The organism is Pseudomaricurvus sp. (genome assembly GCF_965662505.1).
In the GTDB taxonomy this organism is placed as follows: Bacteria; Pseudomonadota; Gammaproteobacteria; order Pseudomonadales; family Cellvibrionaceae; genus Pseudomaricurvus.
In genome coordinates this window covers 16,777-37,968 of the sequence record NZ_CBFIHX010000014.1, presented here as the reverse complement: position 1 = coordinate 37,968, position 21,192 = coordinate 16,777, and the positions used below count along the sequence as shown (strand labels likewise).

The window sequence follows — 21,192 nt, the reverse complement described above, 5'->3', positions numbered from 1 at the left end:
TCTTCCTCCCCAATGTTGTAGGGACGTTGTCCATGGAAAATCTCACGCAAATACTCGTGTTACTGGGTGTGGCTGTCGCGGTGGTGGTATCGTGCCAGCGGCTGCACATTCCCACCAGTTTGGGCTATTTGCTGGTGGGGGTGATTCTCGGGCCACACACCATGGGGCCAGTCATTTATGTTCCCGAGTTCGATGCGTTTGGTGCATTTGGCATTGTGTTTCTGCTGTTTACCATCGGTCTGAGTTTCTCCTTACCGCAACTGCATGCGTTGCGACATCAGGTATTGGGACTGGGCACCGGTCAGGTGGTGTTCACCACGCTGGTGATTGCGGTGGTGTCCTGGCTGGCCGGTCTATCGGCACCGGTAGCCTTTGTGATTGGGGCGGTGTTTGCCCAGTCGTCCACCACCATTATCGCCAGCTTACTGGCTGAGCAGGGGGAAGATAACAGCCAGCATGGCCGTCTCGGGGTGGCCATGTCGGTGTTTCAGGATGTTACGGCGGTGCCATTCCTGGTGGTTATCCCGGTGTTGGCGGTGTCGTTAGCTCCCGAGGTACTCGCATCCACACTCGGCATGGCCCTGGTTAAAGCGTTGATCGCTTTTGCGCTGGTGTTCTTTTTTGGTCGCTGGTTATTGCGACCGATGTTTCACTTTGTCGCCGAGCGACGCTCCAGCGAAATGTTTACCCTGACCGTACTGCTGGTGGCGTTGCTGGCGGCCTGGACCACCAACAGTTTGGGGTTATCGTTGGCCTTTGGTGGGTTTCTGGTGGGCATGATGCTTGGGGAAACCGAGTTTCGTCATCAGGTGGAAGCCACCATCCGCCCGTTTCGCGATGTGCTACTGGGGATGTTCTTTATCTCCATTGGCATGCGTTTCGATCCGGCCAGCCTGCTGCCGATCTGGTATTGGGTGGTAGCAGGGGTGTTGCTGGTAACCCTCTGCAAAACCGTGATAGTGGCGGCCATGGTACGGCGCTCCGGGATCGATAGCGAAACCGCCTGGCGCACCGGCCTGTTGATGAGTGTGGGGGGCGAATTCGGTATGGCGCTGGTGGCCATTGCGCTGGACGCTTCGGTGATTACCCAAAACCTGGGTCAGATTCTGATTGCTTCGGTGCTGTGTTCGATGGTTGTCGGCGCGGTATTCATTCGTTTCAATGGACCCATAGCCTCGCTCTTGACCTCCAAGACAAGCCGTCCGGCTTCTGATTTACCCCCCAAAGATACCCCTCAGCGTCAGGTCCTGATCTGCGGGTACGGCAGGGTCGGGCACACCGTGGCGGTATTGCTGCACGCCAATAATGTACCCTTTATGGCATTTGATAATGATCCCAAGCGGGTGGCTCAGGGGCAGAAGGACGGCTTTCAGGTTCATTACGGGGATATTCTCGATCCGGTACTGCTGGCATCCGTGCAAGTAGAACAATCTTCTCTGGTGGTGTTTTCCACCGGCGAAACCCTCAAAATTCAGGCGGCTATTGAGTGGATGCGTGGCAAGTGTCCCCAGGTCCCCGTGATTGCTCGGGCCCGCGACCTGACCGCCAGTTCGCAGTTACTGGCTGCTGGCGCGACCCATGCTCAGCCGGAAATTCTGGAGTCCAGCCTGAGATTGGCGGCCACTGCGCTGCAAATTCTTCAGGTGCCTTCCGACAATATCGATGTGGCGATTCAGGAAATTCGGGATTGGGGCTACAAACCCATTCTGGAAACCCCCGAGCCAGAAAAGCCGCAAGATGAAACCAATAGTTGTTGATCGATGTCTGACAGCTCCGGTTGAGACGATGGCTCCAGGAGCTGCTAGTATTGATGATTAACGATAAAGTCTATTCAGGAGTTGTTATGAAAAGAGTCAATGTGTCTGGGTTGTTCGGTCTTCCGCTGTTGGCTGTGATTGCGGGTCTGATGTTCAGTGTGTCCGCCAGCGCGTTGGAAACGGGCGACATGGCGCCGGATTTTACTCTGCAAGGCTCGGATGGCAAGACGTACAGCCTGTCCGATTTTCGTGGCAAGCAGGCCGTGGTGCTGGCGTGGTTTCCCAAAGCTTACACCAAGGGGTGTACCATCGAGTGTAAATCGCTGGCGGAAAACGGTGATTTGATTCGTCAGTACGACGTCACCTATTTTATGGCCAGCGTGGATGATCTGGAAGATACCCAGGGCTTTGCGGAAGAAACCAAGGCAGATTTTCCGCTATTGAGCGATCCCGATAAAACGGTAGCCAAGGCCTACGATGTGCTGCACATGCTCGGGTTTGCCAAGCGCGAGACCTTCTACATTGGGGTTGACGGCAAGATTCTGAAGATTGATACCGATGTGCAGCCAGCCACTTCAGCAGAGGATATGGCAGCCACGCTGGGCGAGCTGGGCGTTGCCAAACGCTGAAGGGTGGTGTCTGTGATCAACGGTTTGGAACCTAGTCCCATCGATTGCCCCTATTGCGGCGAAACCATCGAGGTACTGATCGATTGTTCGGTACCTCAGCAGAGTTACATCGAAGACTGCCAGGTGTGTTGTCGTCCAATTCAGTTCGACGTCACCATTGATGAATCTGGTGATCCCTCAGTCATCGTTTCTCATGAAAATGAATGACATTCTCTGTGCTCCCTTCCTTCTAATCGCTTAACTCTTTTACGTTTCAGGCTGGTTTTCTTTCATTTGAGAGGCCAGCCCGCTTTGACTTGCCTGCACGAACGTTGGAAAATGCGACAATTGACTGGGTGTTTGATCGCCAGTTTTCAGCAAAGGTGCCCGGAAGAGGCCCATAAAACAGACTAAGGAAGGTTGGTTATGGTCATTCTCCCCACGGAGAAACGCTTCGACTGGCAGTATGCGCCAGTGATGTTGTTTTCGTTGGTGTTACTCAATGTGCTGGTATTTTTTCTGTATCAGTCGGGTGACGACGACAAATTTACCCAAGCGCTGAAACACTATCAGCAGTCTCAACTACTCCGCATGGAGTGGCCCGCCTATCAAGACTATCTGTCGCAAGATAACGAACAAGAGTTGTTGCAGGAATTTCGGGAAGATTACGACACACAGTTTACTGACGATATTATTTATCACATTGTTATCGATGATGAGTTTCTCGCGTATCTAAATCAGCACGCCGATAAATTGGTGTTTGACCCTTACGACGAGGGCGACAACTGGGAAAACTGGAATCGACAGCGAGAGCGGGTCGGTGATTACATCGGTTCTATTAGCTCGCTCAGTCTGGGGCTGATTCCCGATCAGTTAAATCCTCTGACATTTATCACCTATCAGTTTTTGCACGGCGACTTTATGCATCTGCTGGGCAATATATTTTTTCTGGTGATTTGTGGTTTTGCCGTCGAGGCCGCACTGGGAGCCTGGTTGTTTCTGGGGCTCTATCTGGCTTCCGGTATTTTTGGCGGCTTGTTGTTTGCTCTGGTGGATTTGCAGAGTGGAACTCCCCTGGTCGGGGCGTCGGGATCGATCTCCGGGGTGATGGCTATGTACCTCGGTGTTTTCCGGCTTAAAAAAATTGAGTTCTTTTATTGGATCTTTATTTTTGCCGGATACTTTCGCGCGCCGGCGCTGTTGATTTTACCGTTCTATATTGGCAAGGAACTGGTGGATTTCTTTCTGGTGTCGGATTCCAATGTGGCATTTCTTGCCCATGCGGGGGGATTTGTCAGTGGAGGCATTCTGACGTTGCTGGCTTATTACTTTAAGCCTGGCCTGATCAATCACGACTACGTGGAAGAAGATCAGAGTGTCGATCCTCGTCGACAGGCTCTGGCGGGTTTGTATGAGCGTATCGAAACCATCCGTTTTCCAGAGGCCATTCGTCAAGTGACGGCGATCATAGAGGAATATGGAAAGACGTTTGAATTGGCTGCGTTGCGCTTCAACCTGATGAAGGTGACGCGAGCGGATGGTTATGAAAATGCGTTTGATGATTTGATACAGGTGAAGCCGAAAGGTGATCAAGAGATTACTCAGCTCGCAAAAATTTGGCAAGAAAATCCTGAGCTGCATGCTCGCATCGACAGGGATAGAGCCCTGAAGTTGGGGCTGATCTTTTCGACCGCGCAGCATATCGAACTGGCAGAGCGTATTTTTGGCTGCTTTTATGACGCGAAGCAACCCTGTTCCTCGGTGGGAGTTCTGGCTCGCTAGCTGTCATTTATTTTCGAGCAATTAAAAGATAAGGACAAGCAATCTCACTATGAAGGAATTGCGGACATTCAAATCGGGGGGGCGGTGTAATGGGCCACGTAATGAGCAACGTAATGGACTACTGTCAATATCATCCCTTAAAGTCGGCCGCCTACCGATGTGCTAAATGCCAGCTGAAGACTTGTCGAGATTGTGTTGATGAAGGCAAGTTTGGTTCTGATAGCCGCTGTATGCATTGTGGCAGTGAAACTCAAAGTCTGGGAGCCCCTGCGGATGTGGTGCCTTTCTGGCGCAGAATCGACACCAGCTTTCGCTATCCGTTGAACAAAGAGCTGTTGATCTTTATCGCCGTTATTTCTTTTCTCACGGCAGTATTCAGCTTTTTCCCGTTGCCGCTGATGATTGGTCTTAATCTCCTGCTGACCGGTGTAATCATCAAGTATTGTTTCAACTGCTTGTCCGAAACCGCCGCCGGCAATATGGAAGCCCCTGAAATCACCAGTGCCTATGAAGGCGGGGTCACGCTGATTTTCAAATTGATGGGGATGTTTCTGATTGCCTCGGTCGCGATTGGGTTTTTGTATGTCAAAATAAGTCCTTTTTTAGGTTCGCTGGCGATGTTTTTCTTTATGATCGCTTTGCCGGCCGTGATTATTATTTTTGCCTTGTCGGAAAGTATGATCGAGGCGTTGAACCCTTTGAGATTGATCACGCTGATCCACGCCATTGGTCTGCCTTATGTGCTGATTCTGGCCATCCTGATGATTATGATTGCCTCCGTCGATCTGCTGAGCGCACTGATTGGATTTGAAGAGTCGGTTGTTATTTTATCGTTACAGGCCTTTGTCTCGAATTTTTATTCTGTGGTGATGTTCCATTTGATGGGTTATATGATCTTCCAGTATCAACATCGATTGGGCTTTGTGGCGGAGGAGGTGAGTGCGGGAGAGCAGGAAGTCAGATCCGATTCTCAGAGGTTGTTGGTCAAAATCCAGATGTTATTAAAGGCGGGTGACTGGGGGGCAGTCGAGCAGGCTTATATGGAGGGTCTGAAACGTTTTCCCGATAATGAAGTACTGAATCAGCAGTACTTTCTCTGGACCCTGACAACGCTGCCGAGTCAGGCCGCCAAATATCAGGAGCTGCTGGCAGCCAGTGAAGCCAGAGGCAAAGCTGTTCCGGCGCGTGATCCCGTTGTGAAGCTGGGTTCTGTTGCCGACGCTTACTTAGGCTATTTGATTGAGTCGGGACAGCAGCATCAATTGACCATCAATCACAAACGAGTTTTGCTGGCGGCTTCAAGTTATCGGCCCCAGCGGGCAGATGTTTGCCACGAACTTGCCAGAGCCTATCGTGATGCGGGTAATCCAAAGGCTGCGGTAGGGCTGTTAAACGGGATACATAAAAAGTTTCCCCGTTATTTCCATTTGGTGGCCGCGTATGAGCTGATGGCTCTGGCTCTGAAAGATATCCCTTCCATGGAAGCTCAGGTTGCCAAGTGCCAGAAGCTTATCGAAGTTCTCAAGAGTCGAGCGGACGTCAAAATGACTTCTACACCTTCGCCAAAGAAGAAGGCAGTGGATAAAACGGGGGCATTGCATACACTGGATAAGAGATCAGTCGCCAGCCCGTCGGACACTCAGGTCGCGAGCACTCAGGTCACGAGCACTCAGGTTAAGGGCGCTCAGCCCAAGGACGCTTTGACACCACAGAAGAGTCATCAGAAGACTGTGGATAAAAATGAAGGGGACGACAGCGCGTCAGGTGAGCTGGGCATGATCGAATTTAAATAATCTGTTATCTGAATCTATCGTGTCATTTATGTGGAGAAAGTTCATGAAAAGCTGTTTCGTGATTCTTCTGTCGTTTTTATTGAGCACTTATGTAAACGCCTCAACCGAGGGTAAAGATTACCCGATGTGTAAACGTCTGGCGGTAAAGTATCTTGAGAACTGTTTGCGGGATCAGGTTCATTCGGATGCTGATAGCTGCTGGTCGGAATCCAAGCGTGTCTATCAAACCTGTCGGGAAGACGCTATTGATCAGGCGCATTCGGAGGCGGCGGACATGCGCTCCGGTGCTTCGGCATCACAGTCGCCTCCAGCCAGGGCGGAGACAAAACAGCATGACCAGGAAAAAATCAGCGAGGTTCGAAAAATCCGGGGAATTATGTAGTTAGGGGAGTTATGTAGCGAAGTCGCTTGTACAGTAAGGTGGTTTTTACAGTAAGCTGTTATCAGGTATTGTTAACCACTGGGTCCTCAAGCGACACAGGACTTCAATCGACACAGGAGATCTCGTGCAAAGTCCCTGGCAAACCATCTTGCAGGATGCCGTATCCCTGCGGCACACACTTCATCGCTCGCCTGAATTAAGCTGGCAAGAGCAACAAACCGCACAGCGGGTGCGACAGTCACTCGATCAATTGAATATTCCCTGGCGCGTCTGCGCCGAGCACGGCACCGTGGGCATTCTGGCTCCGAACGCCAAGGGGGAGCATATCGCCCTGCGGGGAGATATGGACGCTCTGCCCATTCATGAGCTCACCGACGTCGATTACCGTTCAGAAGTTGAAGGCTGCATGCATGCCTGCGGCCATGATGGCCATACGGCGGCCTTATGGGCCACTGCAGCCTGGTTAAAGCAGCAGGAGGACCGTTTGCCGGGACCGGTGTCTCTGATCTTTCAGCCGGCGGAAGAGGGCGGACACGGTGCCCGCGAGATGATCGCCGACGGCGCACTGGACGGCGTCGATTACATTTTTGGTTGGCACAACTGGCCTGCGATTCCGCTGGGGCAAGCGGCTTGTCCGGATGGTCCGGTAATGTCCGGTAACGGGACGTTCAAGATTGAGGTCACGGGGCAGGGGGGGCACGCCAGTCAGCCCGAGTTGTGTCGTGATCCGGTACTGGCGGCGGCAGCCATTACGCTAAACTTGCAGCAAATCGTCAGTCGGCGTTTACCTCCCCAGGCCGCTGCGGTGGTCAGTGTCAGCTCGATTCGAGCCGACGCCGCACCGACAGTCACTCCGGAATTGGCGACGATGACGGGCAGCATCCGTCTGAGTGATCCATCACTTCGCGAGACGTTGAACACCTTGATCCAACAGATCAGCGAGGATACCGCCCGCACCTATGGTGTGACGGCAACGGTCAGCTCCGAGCCCCGCTATGAAGCCACCATCAATCATGGGGGGGCCGCCAGCCGCTTCCGTCAGGCCTTGTCTGAAGAGTTGGGAGAAGACTGGTGTATGGAGTCGCTGCCGCAGCCAATCATGGCCTCGGAGGATTTCAGCTATTACCTGCAGCAAATACCGGGAGCCTTTGCCTTGATGGGTATGGGAGGGGAGTCCAAATACCAATTCCCCTGCCACAGTCCTCATTATCAATTTAATGATGCGCTGCTGGCTCCGGTGGTGGCGGTTTTCTCCCGTCTGGTCGGAGCTGAAATCCCTGAGAGCCATTCATAAAACCCGCTCATAAGCGACCTACAAAAAAGCCGCCAGATAAACACTGGCGGCTTTGCGCGAGGGCTATTCGAGTATTGTCTTAAGGTGTCGTGTTGATGGCGCCTGAATCACGACGAACATCGCTGATGTCGCTGTTGTCTTCGGTGACTGTGTACTCTGTCTCTGGGCCAAAGAACGCCTGACGGAACTCCTGGCGGGTAGCCGCTTCGTTGCTCAGCTGGGCGATGTTTGCCATGCGGAACAGGGTGCCAATATTGCCGCCTCGACCTGAGGTGGGTTCGAAATGGCCCTCCCCTGAAGTTTCTACCTGCGTCAGGATCGAAGACGCGTCCTGCACGTTACTGCGATTACCGCTGGCCGGTGCCAGGGTGTCAGAGCTGCTCCACAGAGTAATGACTTCCACATCGCTGTCGAGATCGTCGTCAATTTGTGTGGTCCAGCGTGTGTCAGGTTGAACGGGGATAACGCAATCTGCACCAATACGGTTCGCTGCGTTGAAAGATCCGCCACCCCCTTGAGAGTGACCAGCCGTGCAGACGATGGCGTTAGAGGCGATGATGGATGAGTAGCGCAACTGGGCGTTGTCCAGAGCGTCTTCCATTTCTGCGCCGGTGCCTGAGTCTTCGGTGTTGGCGGCCGCAACCAGTATGCACTGGGAGGCGACCGATTCGAGCAACGAACTATAAGTGGTTGAGGTGCCACCGGTTCCATTGCCCCATACCAGGACGTTGAATTTGGCGTTACCGTTGCCGTCATCGACAGGCACGTAGAACGTAGAGTTCAAGCCGCTGACAATATTCACACTGCAGTTGCCATCATCCTCGGCACGATCAAACAAATTATCAAAGCCTTCACTGCCACCGGGGGTGCCTGCCAGAGCGCTGGCTGACAACATTAAACCTGCCACAACAGCAGGAATTTTCAATCGGTTGTTTGGCATTTTCTTAAGCATGATTATCTCTCTTATTGTATTGATTATTCTTGGTCAACGGTTTCGTTTTGAGAGCTGGCTTGGTTATTGCTTGACTCCAAATAACACACGCTGACAAACATCAGGCGCCAGATGAAAGTTGTCTGCTAACCATTCCTTTATAAAGACGCGGGGCGGAGTCTAGAGTTGTGTGTGCCATAGCGGCTATGACGTGAGTTTCGATTTTTTATATAAATTGGTGTCAGTAGCATCAAGTTCGTCGGAACTCACAACAAGTTACTGAGGATGAGATCTGGTTCCGCCTTCAGCAGCTTCACTGAGTATCCAGGCGTTATTTCAAGCGTCATCAGACAGGAGAAAAGTTATTCCTATTCACAGACTTGCGCAGTTCTTTGATGTCTCCTACCTTCAACATATGAAGGAATCTCCGGATCGAGCTGGAGGTTTTTCACGTGACCCGATAGCGAGTTACAGTTTCCAGAATGTGTGAACCTAAGCGTAAAAACTGTTCGCCATTCTTCCCTTTCTGGCGCCTAAGAAAAAACAGACGCCGCTCTTTTTTCATAATTAGTAATTCAGGAAACTCAATTTTAAAGTCAGCCTGACAAATAGGAGAGCCCCTATGGAGTTGTTCGAACAATGGGAATCTGAGATCCGCGGATATTGCCGCAGCTATCCCACCGTGTTTAAAACTGCCAGCAATGCCCATCAGACCGATGAAGAAGGAAAAACTTATCTCGACTTTTTTGCCGGTGCAGGGGTTTTGAATTTTGGGCACAACAACCCAAAGATGAAGCAGGCGATCATCGATTATTTACAGAGCGATGGTGTGGTTCACAGCCTGGATATGTACACCAGCGCCAAGCGAGAGTTTATACAGGGATTTGTCGACACCATCCTCAAACCTCGCCAGATGAGCTACAAAATGCAGTTTATGGGGCCTACGGGCAGCAATGCAGTCGAGGCAGCCTTGAAGCTCGCCCGCCGTGTCACCGGGCGGCATGAGGTGATTTCGTTTGCTCAGGGGTTCCACGGCATGACACTGGGTTCCCTGGCTTGTACTGCGAACGAATATTTCCGCAATGCGGCGGGTGTTCCACTGCACTTTGCCACGCATCACCCCTTTGAAACCAATCAGGGCGGTGGCGTGGAGCACTTAAAAACATTGCGCAGCATGCTGGAAAATACGTCCAGTGGTGTTGAAGCGCCGGCGGCGTTTTTAGTAGAAGTGATTCAGGCGGAAGGCGGTGTCAATGTTGCCAGTGTTGAATGGTTGCAGGAATTACAACAGCTGGCCAAAGACACCGGCGCGCTGTTGATTTTTGATGACATTCAGGCGGGCTGTGGCCGCACCGGTCAATATTTCAGTTTCGATGGTATGGGACTCGACCCGGATATCATTTGCCTGGCTAAGGGGATCGGTGGTTTTGGTACGCCCATGGCGATGAATTTGAATAAGCCGGAACACGATGCCCATTGGTCGCCTGGTGAGCACACCGGTACTTTCCGCGGTCAGGATCTTTCTTTTGTTGCCGGTCGTGAAGCCCTGCGTTATTTCGAAGATGACAGTCTGATGGCGCAGACACGGGAGCGTGGCGAGCTGGTTCACCGGCGTCTGATGGAGATCCGTGACAGCTATCCCGACGCCGGTTTTGATGTGCGTGGGCGCGGCTTGATTCAGGCTCTGGATGTGCGTGATGGCGCTTTGGCCAAAGCGATTGCCAAACACTGCTTCGAAACCGGGCTGTTGGTTGGCCCCTGTGGTGAAAGTGGCAAGGTGGTTAAGTTATTACCACCGCTGACGATTTCCGATGATGACCTGGATAAAGGGCTGTCGATTCTTGCTGCTGCTGTAGCACATTGTATGGGGTGATAGTTATGCGACATCGTGATGATATGACGTTTCCTTTTGCTGAGTATGAACGACGCATGGGGGAGCTTCGTGACCGAATGGCAGATCGATTGCTGGATGCGGTGATTATCACCGATCCGGAAAACCTGATGTACCTGACGGATTATCAAACCACCGGTTATTCTTTTTTTCAGGCGTTGGTTGTCCCTCTTGATGACTCGCCGTTTATGATTACTCGAAAACTCGAAGAGTCGAACGTGCACGCCAGAACCTGGCTGGAACACACCCGACCCTATTCGGATACCGGTGATTCGATTCAAATGCTGGTGGAGTCACTGCGGGAATTTGGTCTGTCGAAAAAAATTCTCGGTTATGAGCGCAACAGTTATTTTTTCCCGGCCTATCATCAGGATGTTCTGAATACGTCATTCCGTGAAGGTCGTCTGATGGACTGTTTCGGAATTGTCGAAGAAGGGCGGAAAACCAAATCCGAGGCAGAGCTTGAAATTATGCGACGCGCGGCGGTGGCTACCGAAGCAGGGATGAAAGCCGGTATTGAAATAGTGCGTCCCGGAATCACAGAAAATGAAATCGGTGCGGCGATCAGTGAAGCCATGTTTCGGGCGGGAGGTGAGCCGCCCGCGGTCATGCCCTATGTTACTTCGGGGCCTCGAAGCATGATTGGTCACGCCACCTGGGAGGGGCGAACCGTTCAGCCTAATGAACATGTATTCCTGGAAGTGGGTGGCTGTTTCCGTCGATACCACACAGCGATGATGCGCACCGTGATGTGTGGTTCTATGACCGATGCCATGTACAAAGCTCAGGAAGTGATGAAGTACGCGCTGCGTCAGGTGTATGAGAATGTGCGTCCAGGAATGACGGTTTCCGATGCGGATATTTTAATTCGCACGGCCGTCACTGAAAATGATGTCGGCGGTCAGCTGATTACCCGTTCGGGTTACTCCATTGGCATCGCGTTTCCACCCAGTTGGGATGAAGGCTATATCGTCAGTCTGAAGCAGGGTGACTCCACCGTGATGCAAAAAGGCATGACGCTGCATATTATTCCCTGGATGTGGGGTGTTGAAGGCGATAAGACCTGTGGGATTTCAGACACGATTTATTTGACCGATGACGGCTGTAAATCCATCTTTCAGGACTTTCCTCAGGACTTCGTCGTCAAAGGTGACGATCAGGGAAAAGCCAAATTTAAACCCGACACCTCGAAATCGGAATCGCCTAAGACAGATGAAGCCAAGCGACTGGTTTCCATCGAGAGCCGGACGGCGGCCAAAGACGGTTCGGCGGATCAGGAGAATGCGAAAACCGATAGCAACAAAGACACAAAAGGCGCAAAAGACAAGCGTGCAGAAAAATCGGGTTCTTGAGCCCGGTTTTTCCTGACTCCTGGCCCCTGATTCTGAGAAGGGTACTGCAGGAGACTGAAACAATAATGAGGACAACATCATGCTGAATGTGATTAACCCCGCAACGGGTGAAGAGCTGCACGCCTATCCGACGCTGGATAGCGCACAGATCGAAAAGAGTCTTCAGACAGCGGTAGCTGCGTTTGATTACTGGAAAACCGTCACCTTTGAAGAGCGGGCAGACGCTTTGTGTGCGGTTGCCGATATGATGAAACAGGATCAGGAGCGGCTGGCTCTGTTGATGACGGATGAGATGGGTAAGCCCATCGTTGAAGCTCGAGCCGAGGTGCAAAAATCCATCTGGTGTGCAGAACATTACGCAGAACACGCGGCGGAGTATCTGGCCAGTCAAACGTTGGAGTCGGATGCTCACCACAGCTATGTGCAGCATCTTCCGCTGGGGCCGCTGTTGGGTATCTTGCCCTGGAACGCGCCCTTCTGGCTGGCGTTTCGTTTTTGCGCGCCGGCGTTGATGGCGGGCAATACCTGCCTGATGAAACACGATCCACATGTTCCGGCTTGCGCTGCAGCTATTGCAGAGTTGTTTGTTAAGGCCGGTGTGCCAAACGGGTTGTTGCAGAATCTGCCATTGGCAAACGATCAGGTGGGCAATGTGATTGCGGATTTTCGTGTGCGAGGCGTATCGTTCACGGGCTCCAGTCAGGCGGGCAGCCGGGTCGCGGGTATGGCCGGTGCGGCGCTGAAACCCTGTGTTTTGGAGTTGGGTGGTTCAGACCCCAGTATCGTGCTGGCAGACGCTGATCTGGATCAGGCCGCGGATACGTTGGTGTTGTCACGCATGATCAATGCTGGACAATCCTGCATTGCCGCTAAACGTCTGATTGTCGAAGCACCGGTGTACGATACCTTTATCAATAAAATCAAAGCCCGAATGGAAGCGTTGGTGGTGGGTAACCCCCGGGAAGAAACCACGACCATTGGGCCCATCGCCCGAGCAGATTTGAGGGACAACCTGACCCGTCAGGTCGAAGCCACCATTGAGCAGGGGGCCCGGTGTTTAATGGGCGGTCGTCCTGTGCCTGGTCCGGGTTACTTCTTCCCGCCGACGCTGCTGGCAGATGTGACCAATGACATGGTGGCTTGTCAGGAGGAAACTTTTGGCCCTGTGACTGTCATCTTAAAAGCGGATAATGCGGGTCAGGCATTGGCCATCGCCAACGACACTCGCTTTGGTCTGGCGTCGTCCATCTGGGGCGGCAGTGAGCAGGCGGAAGCCATCGCGCCAACGGTCGAGGCCGGCCAGGTTTCGATCAACGGCATTGTTAAAACCGATCCTCGGCTGCCCAGTGGTGGTATTAAAAACTCGGGCATTGGGCGTGAGTTAGGGCCTCATGGCATACTGGCCTTTGTCAACGCACAGCAGGTGTGGGTTGGACCGAAGACAGGCACTTAACCTGTCCGAGGTTGCTTTTACCGTGGATGCCTTATGTCTTGAATACGGAGCATCATAGCAATCCCGAGCTGAGCGAAGATGGCATCGTCCGGGCCTGGGTTGAGAATGCCGAGGCCTGGATTAACGTCATTCAGCAGAATCGGGTCGATAGCCGCAAAATCACTAATCACGCCATCGTCGATGCGGTTGTGGGGAGCTTGTCGAAGGCTGCTCCTCAGTCTCGGCCCAAGGTATTGGATCTGGGGTGCGGTGAGGGTTGGTTGTGCAGAGCGCTGGCAGTCCTCGGAATGGCGGTAACCGGCATCGATGCTGTTCCTGCGTTGATTGAACAGGCTCGTCAGACAGAGCCTACTTTGCCTGCCGACTCTGCGATTGAATACAGAACGATGAGCTACGAGGATGTCTCTCAGGGGTATCTGGGTACTGCTTTTGATATCGTGATTTGCAATTTCTCTCTGCTGGGTGAGCAGAGCGTGACGCAATTATTCTCCAAGGTTCACTCGCTGTTAACTCCAGGTGGTTGCCTGATTATCCAAACTCTTCATCCTGACAGGCTGGTCTCGGAAGATTCTGTTAAGAGCAGCTCCGATAGCGCTGGATGGCAGAGAGAAACCTGGGAGGCGTTTGATGAGCACTTTCCTGCACCGTCCCCTTGGTTTTCCCGAACGCAGGCTCAGTGGCTTGCTTTACTTGAAGACAGTCGTTTGATGTTGGAGGAAATTATCGAGCCCCGGCATCCAGAAACGGATCAGCTGATGTCGCTGATCCTGACGGGGCGGCTGTCGGAGGCCGCGGAGTAAAAGCTGCGGGGTGAACGCTGCGGAGTTACAAATCTGAGTTATTTGCGGCTTTTCTGAATCAGGTCGTAGGCCACCTGAATTTCCTTGGAGCGCTCGGTGGCTTCGTGAATCATATCTTCAGGCAAGCCCTGACCCATCAACTTGTCGGGGTGATACTGGCTCATCAGTTTGCGATAAGCGCGTTTTAAGTCTTTGTCGCTGATGGATTTATCGACGCCGAGGGCGTCATAGGCCATATCCAGCTCGTTGGCGGTAGGGGCTTGCTGGTGATGGCGATATTGCCCCTGACCCTGACCGGAAAACTGACTCTGCGCCTTGATCATGCGCAGTAGCTGCTCAAAGGCAAAGCCGGAAAAGCCAATTCCCTGTGCGACTTGGCGTAACACCGCTTCTTCGCTGCTATCAATCTGACCATCGGCCATGGCAATGCTGATCAAATACACCAGCAGCATTTGCTTCAGGTTGGGGTGACGGCCGCACACCTGGTTGAAGTTGCTGAGTAATTCCGGCAGTGAGAAATTGTGTTGGCTGCCTTTTTTGAACAGATCAATGGCTGCGCGACGGTGGTCTGCGGTGAGGCCCAGCTTGTCCATCAGCTTTTCGGTCTGCTGCACTTCAGCTTCGGAAACACGGCCGTCAGCTTTGGCCAGATAACCCAACAGGGTAAAGGCTGTGTTGAAAAAAGTATCCTGAATTGCCTGACGATTGCCCGAAGGGATGCTGAAACGACTGACGGTGATGCTGCGGTCGACGAGGTGGCCTAAAAACAGCCCCAGCAGGAACCCCCAAAAGCCACCTGCCCAAATGCCTAAAATAGCCCCGATCAACTTACCCATGATGCTCTTACCTGTAAATCTGTCTGCCAAGGTTGTGCACTATAGCGGGTTCGTGCGGCTACATACAGGGAACGTGGGGTGATTTAAGCCGTGAGGAGCGGGATTTAAGGTTCCTGTGTGGCACATTCAAACGGACTGACGCTGGCGGACTGTTGCGAAACTAACAAATCGAGGTTTAGCTGATACACTTTGAAGACCTCCTTGTTGTCTGGTGATGTATAAGTCATGAATAAACGCGTATGGACTCGCTCAGCACTCGTCTTGCTGCTCCTGTTTTTAGTCTTTCTGCCGCTTCTCTTGTCTCTGGCTATTAAGTATTCACTTACTTCTGAGCTTGAGAAACGCGGTATGAGCGAAGTCAGCGTTGAAAAACTGTGGCTCAACCCCTACACCGGCGTGGCCTCGATTCAGGGGCTCAATTTCTCTAAAGACACAGAGCATTACCATCTCAATGAGCTGGAGCTGGATCTGGAATTGTCGGCGCTATGGGGTAGCAAGGTTCGGGTCAAAGGACTCAGGCTGGTCAGTGCCAGGTTGGTGCTGCGGCAGGATGCGGAAGGCAACTTCATCATTAACGACATTAACTTGGCGGGTGATGCCACGCAAGAAGTTGTTGAGGAGGTGGTCGAGGACGAGCCAGAAGTGGATGAAGATGCGACGACCTGGCAGTTTGCCCTCGACAGTCTCGGGGTTGAAGATGTGCGTGTGCTGGTCGATTTACCGAATGTACTGGCTGATGTAAATATTGAAAAGATTTCTATCGCCCGACTGGATACCGGAGTGGAGCACAAGGGCGATGTCGATATTCTGTTACAACTGAACAAGCTGGTGTTGCCCTCTGCGAAACTGGAGGCATCGCTGGCGTTGAAGCTCTCAACATTGCTTGACCTTGAACGACGCGGGCTGGACAGCTGGAAGTTGGTCTCCCACGCAGAGTCAACGCTCTCCGATATTCAGCTGATGACCCCCCAGGGTCAGTTGAGCTTGCCTGACACACACCTGAAACTGGATGGCGAGGCGGAATATATCGATGCAGACTGGACCCTGAAAGCCGATACCAAAACGACCTTGAGCCGTCTGGATGTGAAAACTCCGGATGTGGCGGTGATTTTGCCGGAAGGGGTGATTGGTTTGAAGCTGGATGCGGCATCAGAGAGTGGCGAGCAAACGCTCTCGGGACTGCTGAACCTGGCGCTGACAAAGCTGGAGGTTGAGACCGCAAAAGCAAGTACCACGATAAAACTACCCAAGGCAGCGCTGCAGATGAATATTGACGGCAGCGTGTCGGGCGAAACGCAGGCCGCGATTCTGAAAAGCAAGCTGACGTTGACAGACTTGGATCTAAAAGCGGATGAGAACGCGGTGAAGCTGCCCAAGCTGACCCTCGAACTGGATGCCAACGGCAATAAAAATGGTGACTGGGCGGTGACCGGAACCACAAAGACAGCGCTGTCTGAGTTGGAAGTCCGCTCTCCTCAGGCGCTGTTGCACTGGGCCAATGCCGAAATCAATATCGACAGCGAAGCCTCTCTGGGAGAGGCGGTCAGCTATCAGGCAGATGTGGATATTGTTGCTGATGAGGGTGTCGTGAAAACCGGCCCTGCCAGCGCAGGACTCAAGGATGCGCCTCTGGCCGATCTCAAAAAGCTGACGTTGACGTCCAGTCTGCAGGGAGACAGCAGCGGTGACCAGAGCACCAATGATGTCACCGTGAAACAGTTATTGCTGAGTGGGTTGACGCTGTTGTCGTCACCAAACCAACCCCCACTGGTCAGTGACGCGAATCTCTCGCTGGATGGTATGTCCATTGCGCTGCCCAGTGATGATCGCCCACTGGACGTCGTCGTGGATAAAATCGCTCTGCCAAAAGCGGCGATCACATTTATTCGCAACTCAGACGGTGAGATGCCGCAATTGGCGGCGATATTACCTCCGCAAAGTGAGCAGCCCGACGCGGAGGCAAGCGCGGGTGGAAGCAGCGCAAGTCAGAGCCCGACTCAGGCTGATTCACAGACCAGCGAGCAGGGTGACAAGACATCAAGCCCATCTGAAAGCGAGGCCGCTTCAGGCACTCCGGTATTGGTGAAGCATCTGCTGATCGGGCCGGATGTGGTTGTCGATATCGCGGATGCGGGTGTTAAACCGCCGTTTGAGGAAAAGGTGCGTTTTACAAAGCTGGATATCAAAAACCTGTCACTGAAAGATTCGTCTGAGGCGGCTGAGTTATCCATGGCGTTATTGCTGACTCACGATGCTGCGATCAGCGCAGAGGGCAAATTCAACGCGCTGGCGCCCAGTGCGGATGTCAAAATTAAGTTGGACGAGTATCAACTGCTCAGTCTCAGTGGCTACAGTGAGCAGTTCACCGGTTACGCGCTGGAAACGGGTGTATTCAATTTAAGCTCTACGGTGAAGCTGGCGGACAATACGCTCGATTCTCATAACGAAGCCATTATTAATCATGTCACACTGCGACCTGAGCACACGGATACGGTAGAGAACTTTGCTCACTCGTTGACTATGCCTCTGGATCAGGCTCTGGATTTGTTGCGCGATAGTAATGATCAAATAAAACTGGAAGTGCCTGTCACCGGCGCATTAAATGATCCCGATGTGGATATTCAGCAGATTATTAACAAAGCGCTGGCTGGTGCGATGAAGAAAGCCTCGATGTTGGTGTTGCAATCACTGTTGCAGCCGTATGGGGCAATTATTACCGTGGCGCAAATGGCCGGTGAAAAGATGACGGAAGTTAAGTTGGATTCCGTGAAGTTTGAGGCTGGCAGTAGCGAACTGAATGCGGTTGCCCAAGACTATGCCGGAAAAATTGGTGCCATGCTCACAGAGCGACAAGCGTTGACCTTAAAAATGTGTGGCCGTACCAATCTTCAGGATTTTCAGGCGCTAATGACGGCGGGTGGTGATACCTTGCCCGCCCCTGCGACTGACCAGCCCGCTACTACCGCGGCAAGTCAGATTCCGGTGGAATTAGCCGAAAAGTACAAAGACCCGCTGAAAAAGTTAGGCAATGCCCGTACGGACAATTTGAAACGGTATTTGCGCGATGCACTTAAGGTACCGTCCAGTCAGTTGCTGGTCTGCCTGCCCAAACATAAAGCTGACGCCAGTGCGCTCAGTGGTGTGGAACTGTCGTTCTGACCCATGCGGCAAATGTGTATCAGTTAGGCGCAGATGAAGACGTGGGCTTGATGAAAAAGCGGGCTGAATGAAATCGCGGAAGAAACAGGTTGTCGAAACGACTTTCAAGATAACGGATGTTGAGCGCAGCAGCTTATCGCGCCGTATTCGTCCTTATGTCGATCAGCATCCTCGGGAGAGTGGTGTGTATCCACTGGTGTCCGGAAAGGATGCTCTGGATGCGCGATTGGCGTTGATTGCGGCAGCAGAAGTCTCGCTGGATTTACAATACTACATATGGCACCGGGATCAGAGCGGGCACCTGATGGCGTCGTATTTGCTCGAAGCCGCAGATCGTGGCGTGCGCGTGCGTTTGTTGCTGGACGATGTGGGCTCCCCCATCGGTGATGAACGATTGTTACTGCTCAGCCAGCATGTGAACATCAGTGTGCGATTGTTCAACCCATTGATTAGCCGGGTCAGACGCCTGTGGTCCATGGTTTGGAATTTTGGTCGCGCCAATCGCCGTATGCACAATAAATCCCTGACGGTGGATAACACCGTGACTTTGGTGGGTGGTCGTAATATTGGCGATGAATATTTTGAAGCCTGCAGTCAGGTGGATTTCTCTGATCTGGATGTGATGGCCATTGGACCCGTTGTGGAGAACGCGTCGGACGGATTTGATGAATACTGGAACTCCGATTTCAGTTGCCCTATTGAACTGATTGCCCATAAAAAATTCAGTGTCCAGAGGCTTGCTCAGGCCAATCGAAAATACCGGGAATACGTTAAGCAATACACACCCAAGGCATGGGTCGACGCATTTCTTTATGTGGATGGTTCTGCTGGCAGTGGCGTTGAAACGGACAGTCACGTCAAATGGTATTGGAGCCAGGCCAGCATTCTTTACGATCACCCGAACAAGGTGCTGGGTCGCGGGTTTGGCAAGTTTAAATCTCTGAGCTCGCAGTTGGCGGAGTTGTCGAACAGTGTCAGTCAGGAACTATTATTAGTTTCTCCCTATTTTGTGCCAGGCCGGGCCGGCCTCGATTATTTTAGCTTGCTGAGATCCCGCGGTGTAGCGATCACGATTCTGACCAACTCACTGGCTGCAACGGATGTTGGCGTGGTCCACTCCGGGTACGCAAAATATCGCAAACGGCTTTTGAAAATGGGGGTTTCGATTTATGAAACCCGATCTGATTTTAACGCACGGCCGGGCTATGACGTACGACATGAAAAAGGCCCTGGCGCACCAAAGCTGAAACCAAAACACAGGATACGGCGTTGGGCCTTTCGTCGAAAGAAAGATGCCAATAAAAAGATGCATATCGGCAGTTCGTCCAGAGCCAGTTTGCACGCCAAAGCGTTTTTTATCGATCGTCAGAAAACCTTTGTGGGTTCCATGAATCTCGATCCCCGCTCGTTGCTCATCAATACGGAAATTGGTGTGCTCGTGGACAATCCGGAGATGACCTGTGAAGCGGTTGAAGACATCTTGGCGTCTCTGTCTGGAAACGCCTACGCACTAGTCTTGGATGAAACGGGAAAACTGATGTGGGAGTTGGAAACCGATGAGGGCAGGGTGCGTTTCCGCACTGAGCCCATGGCGACGGTGTTTCAGCGTATGGCTGTCTGGTTGATGGCTCTTTTTCCGCTTGAATCACAGCTGTGATCTAATCTATCCGATTACTTTTAAACGCTGTGTTTCACGTCAGCATGCCTTGGGCAGCTAATCAGGTGATCATTTACCATACCCGTTGCTTGCATGTGTGCGTAGCAGATCGTACTGCCGACAAAAGAAAAGCCGTCTTTTTTTAAGGTTTTGCTCATGAGGTCCGAAACCGGGGTTGAAGCAGGGACATCGCTCAGAGTTTTAAACTTGTTCTGAATCGGTGTTCCGTCGACAAATTGCCAGAGATAATCGCTAAAGCTTGATTGGTTTTCTGCAATACGCAGAAATGCCTGGGCATTCTTCACCGCACTTTGAACCTTTAAACGGTTGCGAATAATGTCCGGGTTTAACAGAAGCTTTTCAATTTTCTTGTCGCTGTAGCGGGCAATTTTTTCCGGGTTAAACTGATCGAAGGCTTTGCGATAGCCCTCGCGCTTTTTCAGAACAGTAATCCAGGAAAGCCCGGCCTGAGCACCTTCCAGTAGCAGAAACTCAAACAGAGTCAGATCGTCATAGCAGGGGACTCCCCATTCTTCATCGTGGTACTTCTCATACAATGGATTGCCTCGACACCAGTCACAGCGCTTTTCACTCATGAATCAGTCTTTCCTGTAAAGAGAACTCGGTCATTGAATCCCGAATGGAGGGCTGCATAATAAACCAAACACGGTTCATGTTGTTTGGTCGTATCGGCTGTCCTTGTTCGCGATCTTGCGTTTGGCGGCCGGGTTGCCTTATCTCCCGGGAAACCGGATTGGTCTACACTCATTATACCCAAGTTATTAGTACAAACCCGTTCTAACTAAGACAGGAACGAATACAGGTTAGTTGGCTTTATAACAGGGTCCACCGTCACGGGTTGTTACTATGCGTATAAAAATACATCTGCCGGTAGCTTTTTGCGCCATTCTCCTGTCGCTGATAGCCATTGCAGCCACGGGGCAGGAGTCGGGTTTGACGGACGCTGCTCCTGAAAATACAAGCAAGGCCTCGATACCGGAAGAGCAGGTCGATGCGCTGGCGCCTTGCAAAGTTGAGAGGTCTCGGCTGATAAGTTTCACGGATGCCGAGGCGCCAGATACATTAACCATTTTGGTGGGCGGTGGGCCCTGCAGTGAGGCGGGTGTTCGGCTTACGGTCACTCAGGCCGATGGCAATGAAGTCTATCGCTATCAGGGACGCCTGATAGATCATTTGCCGGCATTGATTTATGAACCACAGCTGGGGCAGTTGATGTCCTACTATGTAAAAAAAGCCCTGCGCAGTGCCTTTTCGCGAACCACGAAAGACCTGCCGGAATATTCAGAGGTTAGCCGGTACTTCGAAAGCACGGGTGACTTTGTGGTGATTAAACCGGATCATTTTGACGCGCTCAGGCAAGAGAATTTACCCATTCTGTGGCACAAAACCGGCGAGTCGACCTGGGTTTATGTTGTCTTTGACGCTGTCACCGGAATGGGGGAGGTCATCATGCGTGGCGGAACCCAATAATTGAGC

17 protein-coding genes are annotated in these 21,192 nt (G+C 52.2%); 14 read left to right on the top strand and 3 right to left on the bottom strand.

Translation table 11 applies throughout. The annotated features are described in order from the left end of the window. Window positions 1–32 precede the first annotated feature (32 nt). The 7 genes from ACTG33_RS03485 (at window position 33) to doeB2 (ending at window position 7,616) form a co-directional block, all read left to right on the top strand. Window positions 33–1,757 (top strand): cation:proton antiporter, encoded by a 1,725-nt coding sequence (locus ACTG33_RS03485; protein ID WP_439133792.1) that lies wholly within the window; start codon window positions 33–35, stop codon window positions 1,755–1,757. Window positions 1,758–1,843: 86 nt separating this feature from the next. Further along, the gene (locus ACTG33_RS03480) at window positions 1,844–2,386 is read left to right on the top strand and encodes a peroxiredoxin (RefSeq protein ID WP_439133791.1); all 543 of its coding nucleotides are present in this window, start codon (window positions 1,844–1,846) and stop codon (window positions 2,384–2,386) included. Between the two features lie 15 nt (window positions 2,387–2,401). After that, window positions 2,402–2,593 (top strand): CPXCG motif-containing cysteine-rich protein, encoded by a 192-nt coding sequence (locus ACTG33_RS03475; protein WP_439133799.1) that lies wholly within the window; start codon window positions 2,402–2,404, stop codon window positions 2,591–2,593. 198 nt (window positions 2,594–2,791) lie between these two features. Beyond that, window positions 2,792–4,147 carry a rhomboid family intramembrane serine protease gene (locus tag ACTG33_RS03470; RefSeq protein ID WP_439133790.1) on the top strand — a complete coding sequence of 452 codons (1,356 nt, stop codon included), beginning with the start codon at window positions 2,792–2,794 and terminating at the stop codon, window positions 4,145–4,147. A gap of 113 nt (window positions 4,148–4,260) precedes the next feature. Further along, window positions 4,261–5,940, top strand: a complete 1,680-nt coding sequence (locus ACTG33_RS03465) for a hypothetical protein (protein WP_439133789.1) — start codon at window positions 4,261–4,263, stop codon at window positions 5,938–5,940. A 43-nt stretch (window positions 5,941–5,983) separates the two neighbouring features. Next, window positions 5,984–6,322 (top strand): hypothetical protein, encoded by a 339-nt coding sequence (locus ACTG33_RS03460; protein ID WP_439133788.1) that lies wholly within the window; start codon window positions 5,984–5,986, stop codon window positions 6,320–6,322. 124 nt (window positions 6,323–6,446) lie between these two features. Then, window positions 6,447–7,616: a N(2)-acetyl-L-2,4-diaminobutanoate deacetylase DoeB2 gene (gene doeB2, locus ACTG33_RS03455; RefSeq protein ID WP_439133787.1), complete on the top strand. Its 1,170-nt coding sequence runs from the start codon at window positions 6,447–6,449 to the stop codon at window positions 7,614–7,616. Between the two features lie 79 nt (window positions 7,617–7,695). On the opposite strand, the gene ACTG33_RS03450 is transcribed toward doeB2, so the two are convergent. Next, a complete protein-coding gene (locus tag ACTG33_RS03450) occupies window positions 7,696–8,568 on the bottom strand; it encodes a hypothetical protein (RefSeq protein ID WP_439133786.1) in 873 nt (290 codons plus the stop codon). A gap of 601 nt (window positions 8,569–9,169) precedes the next feature. Between ACTG33_RS03450 and ectB the strand changes: the two genes are divergently transcribed. The 4 genes from ectB (at window position 9,170) to ACTG33_RS03430 (ending at window position 14,043) form a co-directional block, all read left to right on the top strand. Then, window positions 9,170–10,420, top strand: coding sequence for a diaminobutyrate--2-oxoglutarate transaminase (gene ectB / locus ACTG33_RS03445; protein WP_439133785.1), 1,251 nt, complete (start codon window positions 9,170–9,172; stop codon window positions 10,418–10,420). Window positions 10,421–10,425: 5 nt separating this feature from the next. Continuing rightward, window positions 10,426–11,790 (top strand): ectoine hydrolase, encoded by a 1,365-nt coding sequence (doeA, locus tag ACTG33_RS03440; protein ID WP_439133784.1) that lies wholly within the window; start codon window positions 10,426–10,428, stop codon window positions 11,788–11,790. 79 nt (window positions 11,791–11,869) lie between these two features. Beyond that, window positions 11,870–13,243, top strand: a complete 1,374-nt coding sequence (locus ACTG33_RS03435) for an NAD-dependent succinate-semialdehyde dehydrogenase (RefSeq protein WP_439133783.1) — start codon at window positions 11,870–11,872, stop codon at window positions 13,241–13,243. 38 nt (window positions 13,244–13,281) lie between these two features. Continuing rightward, window positions 13,282–14,043: a class I SAM-dependent methyltransferase gene (locus tag ACTG33_RS03430; RefSeq protein WP_439133782.1), complete on the top strand. Its 762-nt coding sequence runs from the start codon at window positions 13,282–13,284 to the stop codon at window positions 14,041–14,043. 38 nt (window positions 14,044–14,081) lie between these two features. On the opposite strand, the gene djlA is transcribed toward ACTG33_RS03430, so the two are convergent. Next, on the bottom strand, window positions 14,082–14,879 hold the full coding sequence (gene djlA / locus ACTG33_RS03425) for a co-chaperone DjlA (RefSeq protein ID WP_439133781.1): 798 nt from the start codon (window positions 14,877–14,879) through the stop codon (window positions 14,082–14,084). Window positions 14,880–15,104: 225 nt separating this feature from the next. On the opposite strand from djlA, the gene ACTG33_RS03420 reads away from it, so the two are divergent. Next, window positions 15,105–18,038, top strand: a complete 2,934-nt coding sequence (locus ACTG33_RS03420) for a DUF748 domain-containing protein (protein ID WP_439133780.1) — start codon at window positions 15,105–15,107, stop codon at window positions 18,036–18,038. Between the two features lie 67 nt (window positions 18,039–18,105). Further along, window positions 18,106–19,695, top strand: coding sequence for a phospholipase D family protein (locus ACTG33_RS03415; protein WP_439133779.1), 1,590 nt, complete (start codon window positions 18,106–18,108; stop codon window positions 19,693–19,695). Between the two features lie 20 nt (window positions 19,696–19,715). Here ACTG33_RS03415 and ACTG33_RS03410 read toward each other — a convergent pair whose 3' ends face one another. Next, window positions 19,716–20,291 (bottom strand): DNA-3-methyladenine glycosylase I, encoded by a 576-nt coding sequence (locus tag ACTG33_RS03410; RefSeq protein WP_439133778.1) that lies wholly within the window; start codon window positions 20,289–20,291, stop codon window positions 19,716–19,718. Window positions 20,292–20,562: 271 nt separating this feature from the next. On the opposite strand from ACTG33_RS03410, the gene ACTG33_RS03405 reads away from it, so the two are divergent. Further along, complete coding sequence (locus tag ACTG33_RS03405; RefSeq protein ID WP_439133777.1) at window positions 20,563–21,186, top strand: hypothetical protein; 624 nt, start codon at window positions 20,563–20,565, stop codon at window positions 21,184–21,186. Window positions 21,187–21,192: the final 6 nt, after the last annotated feature.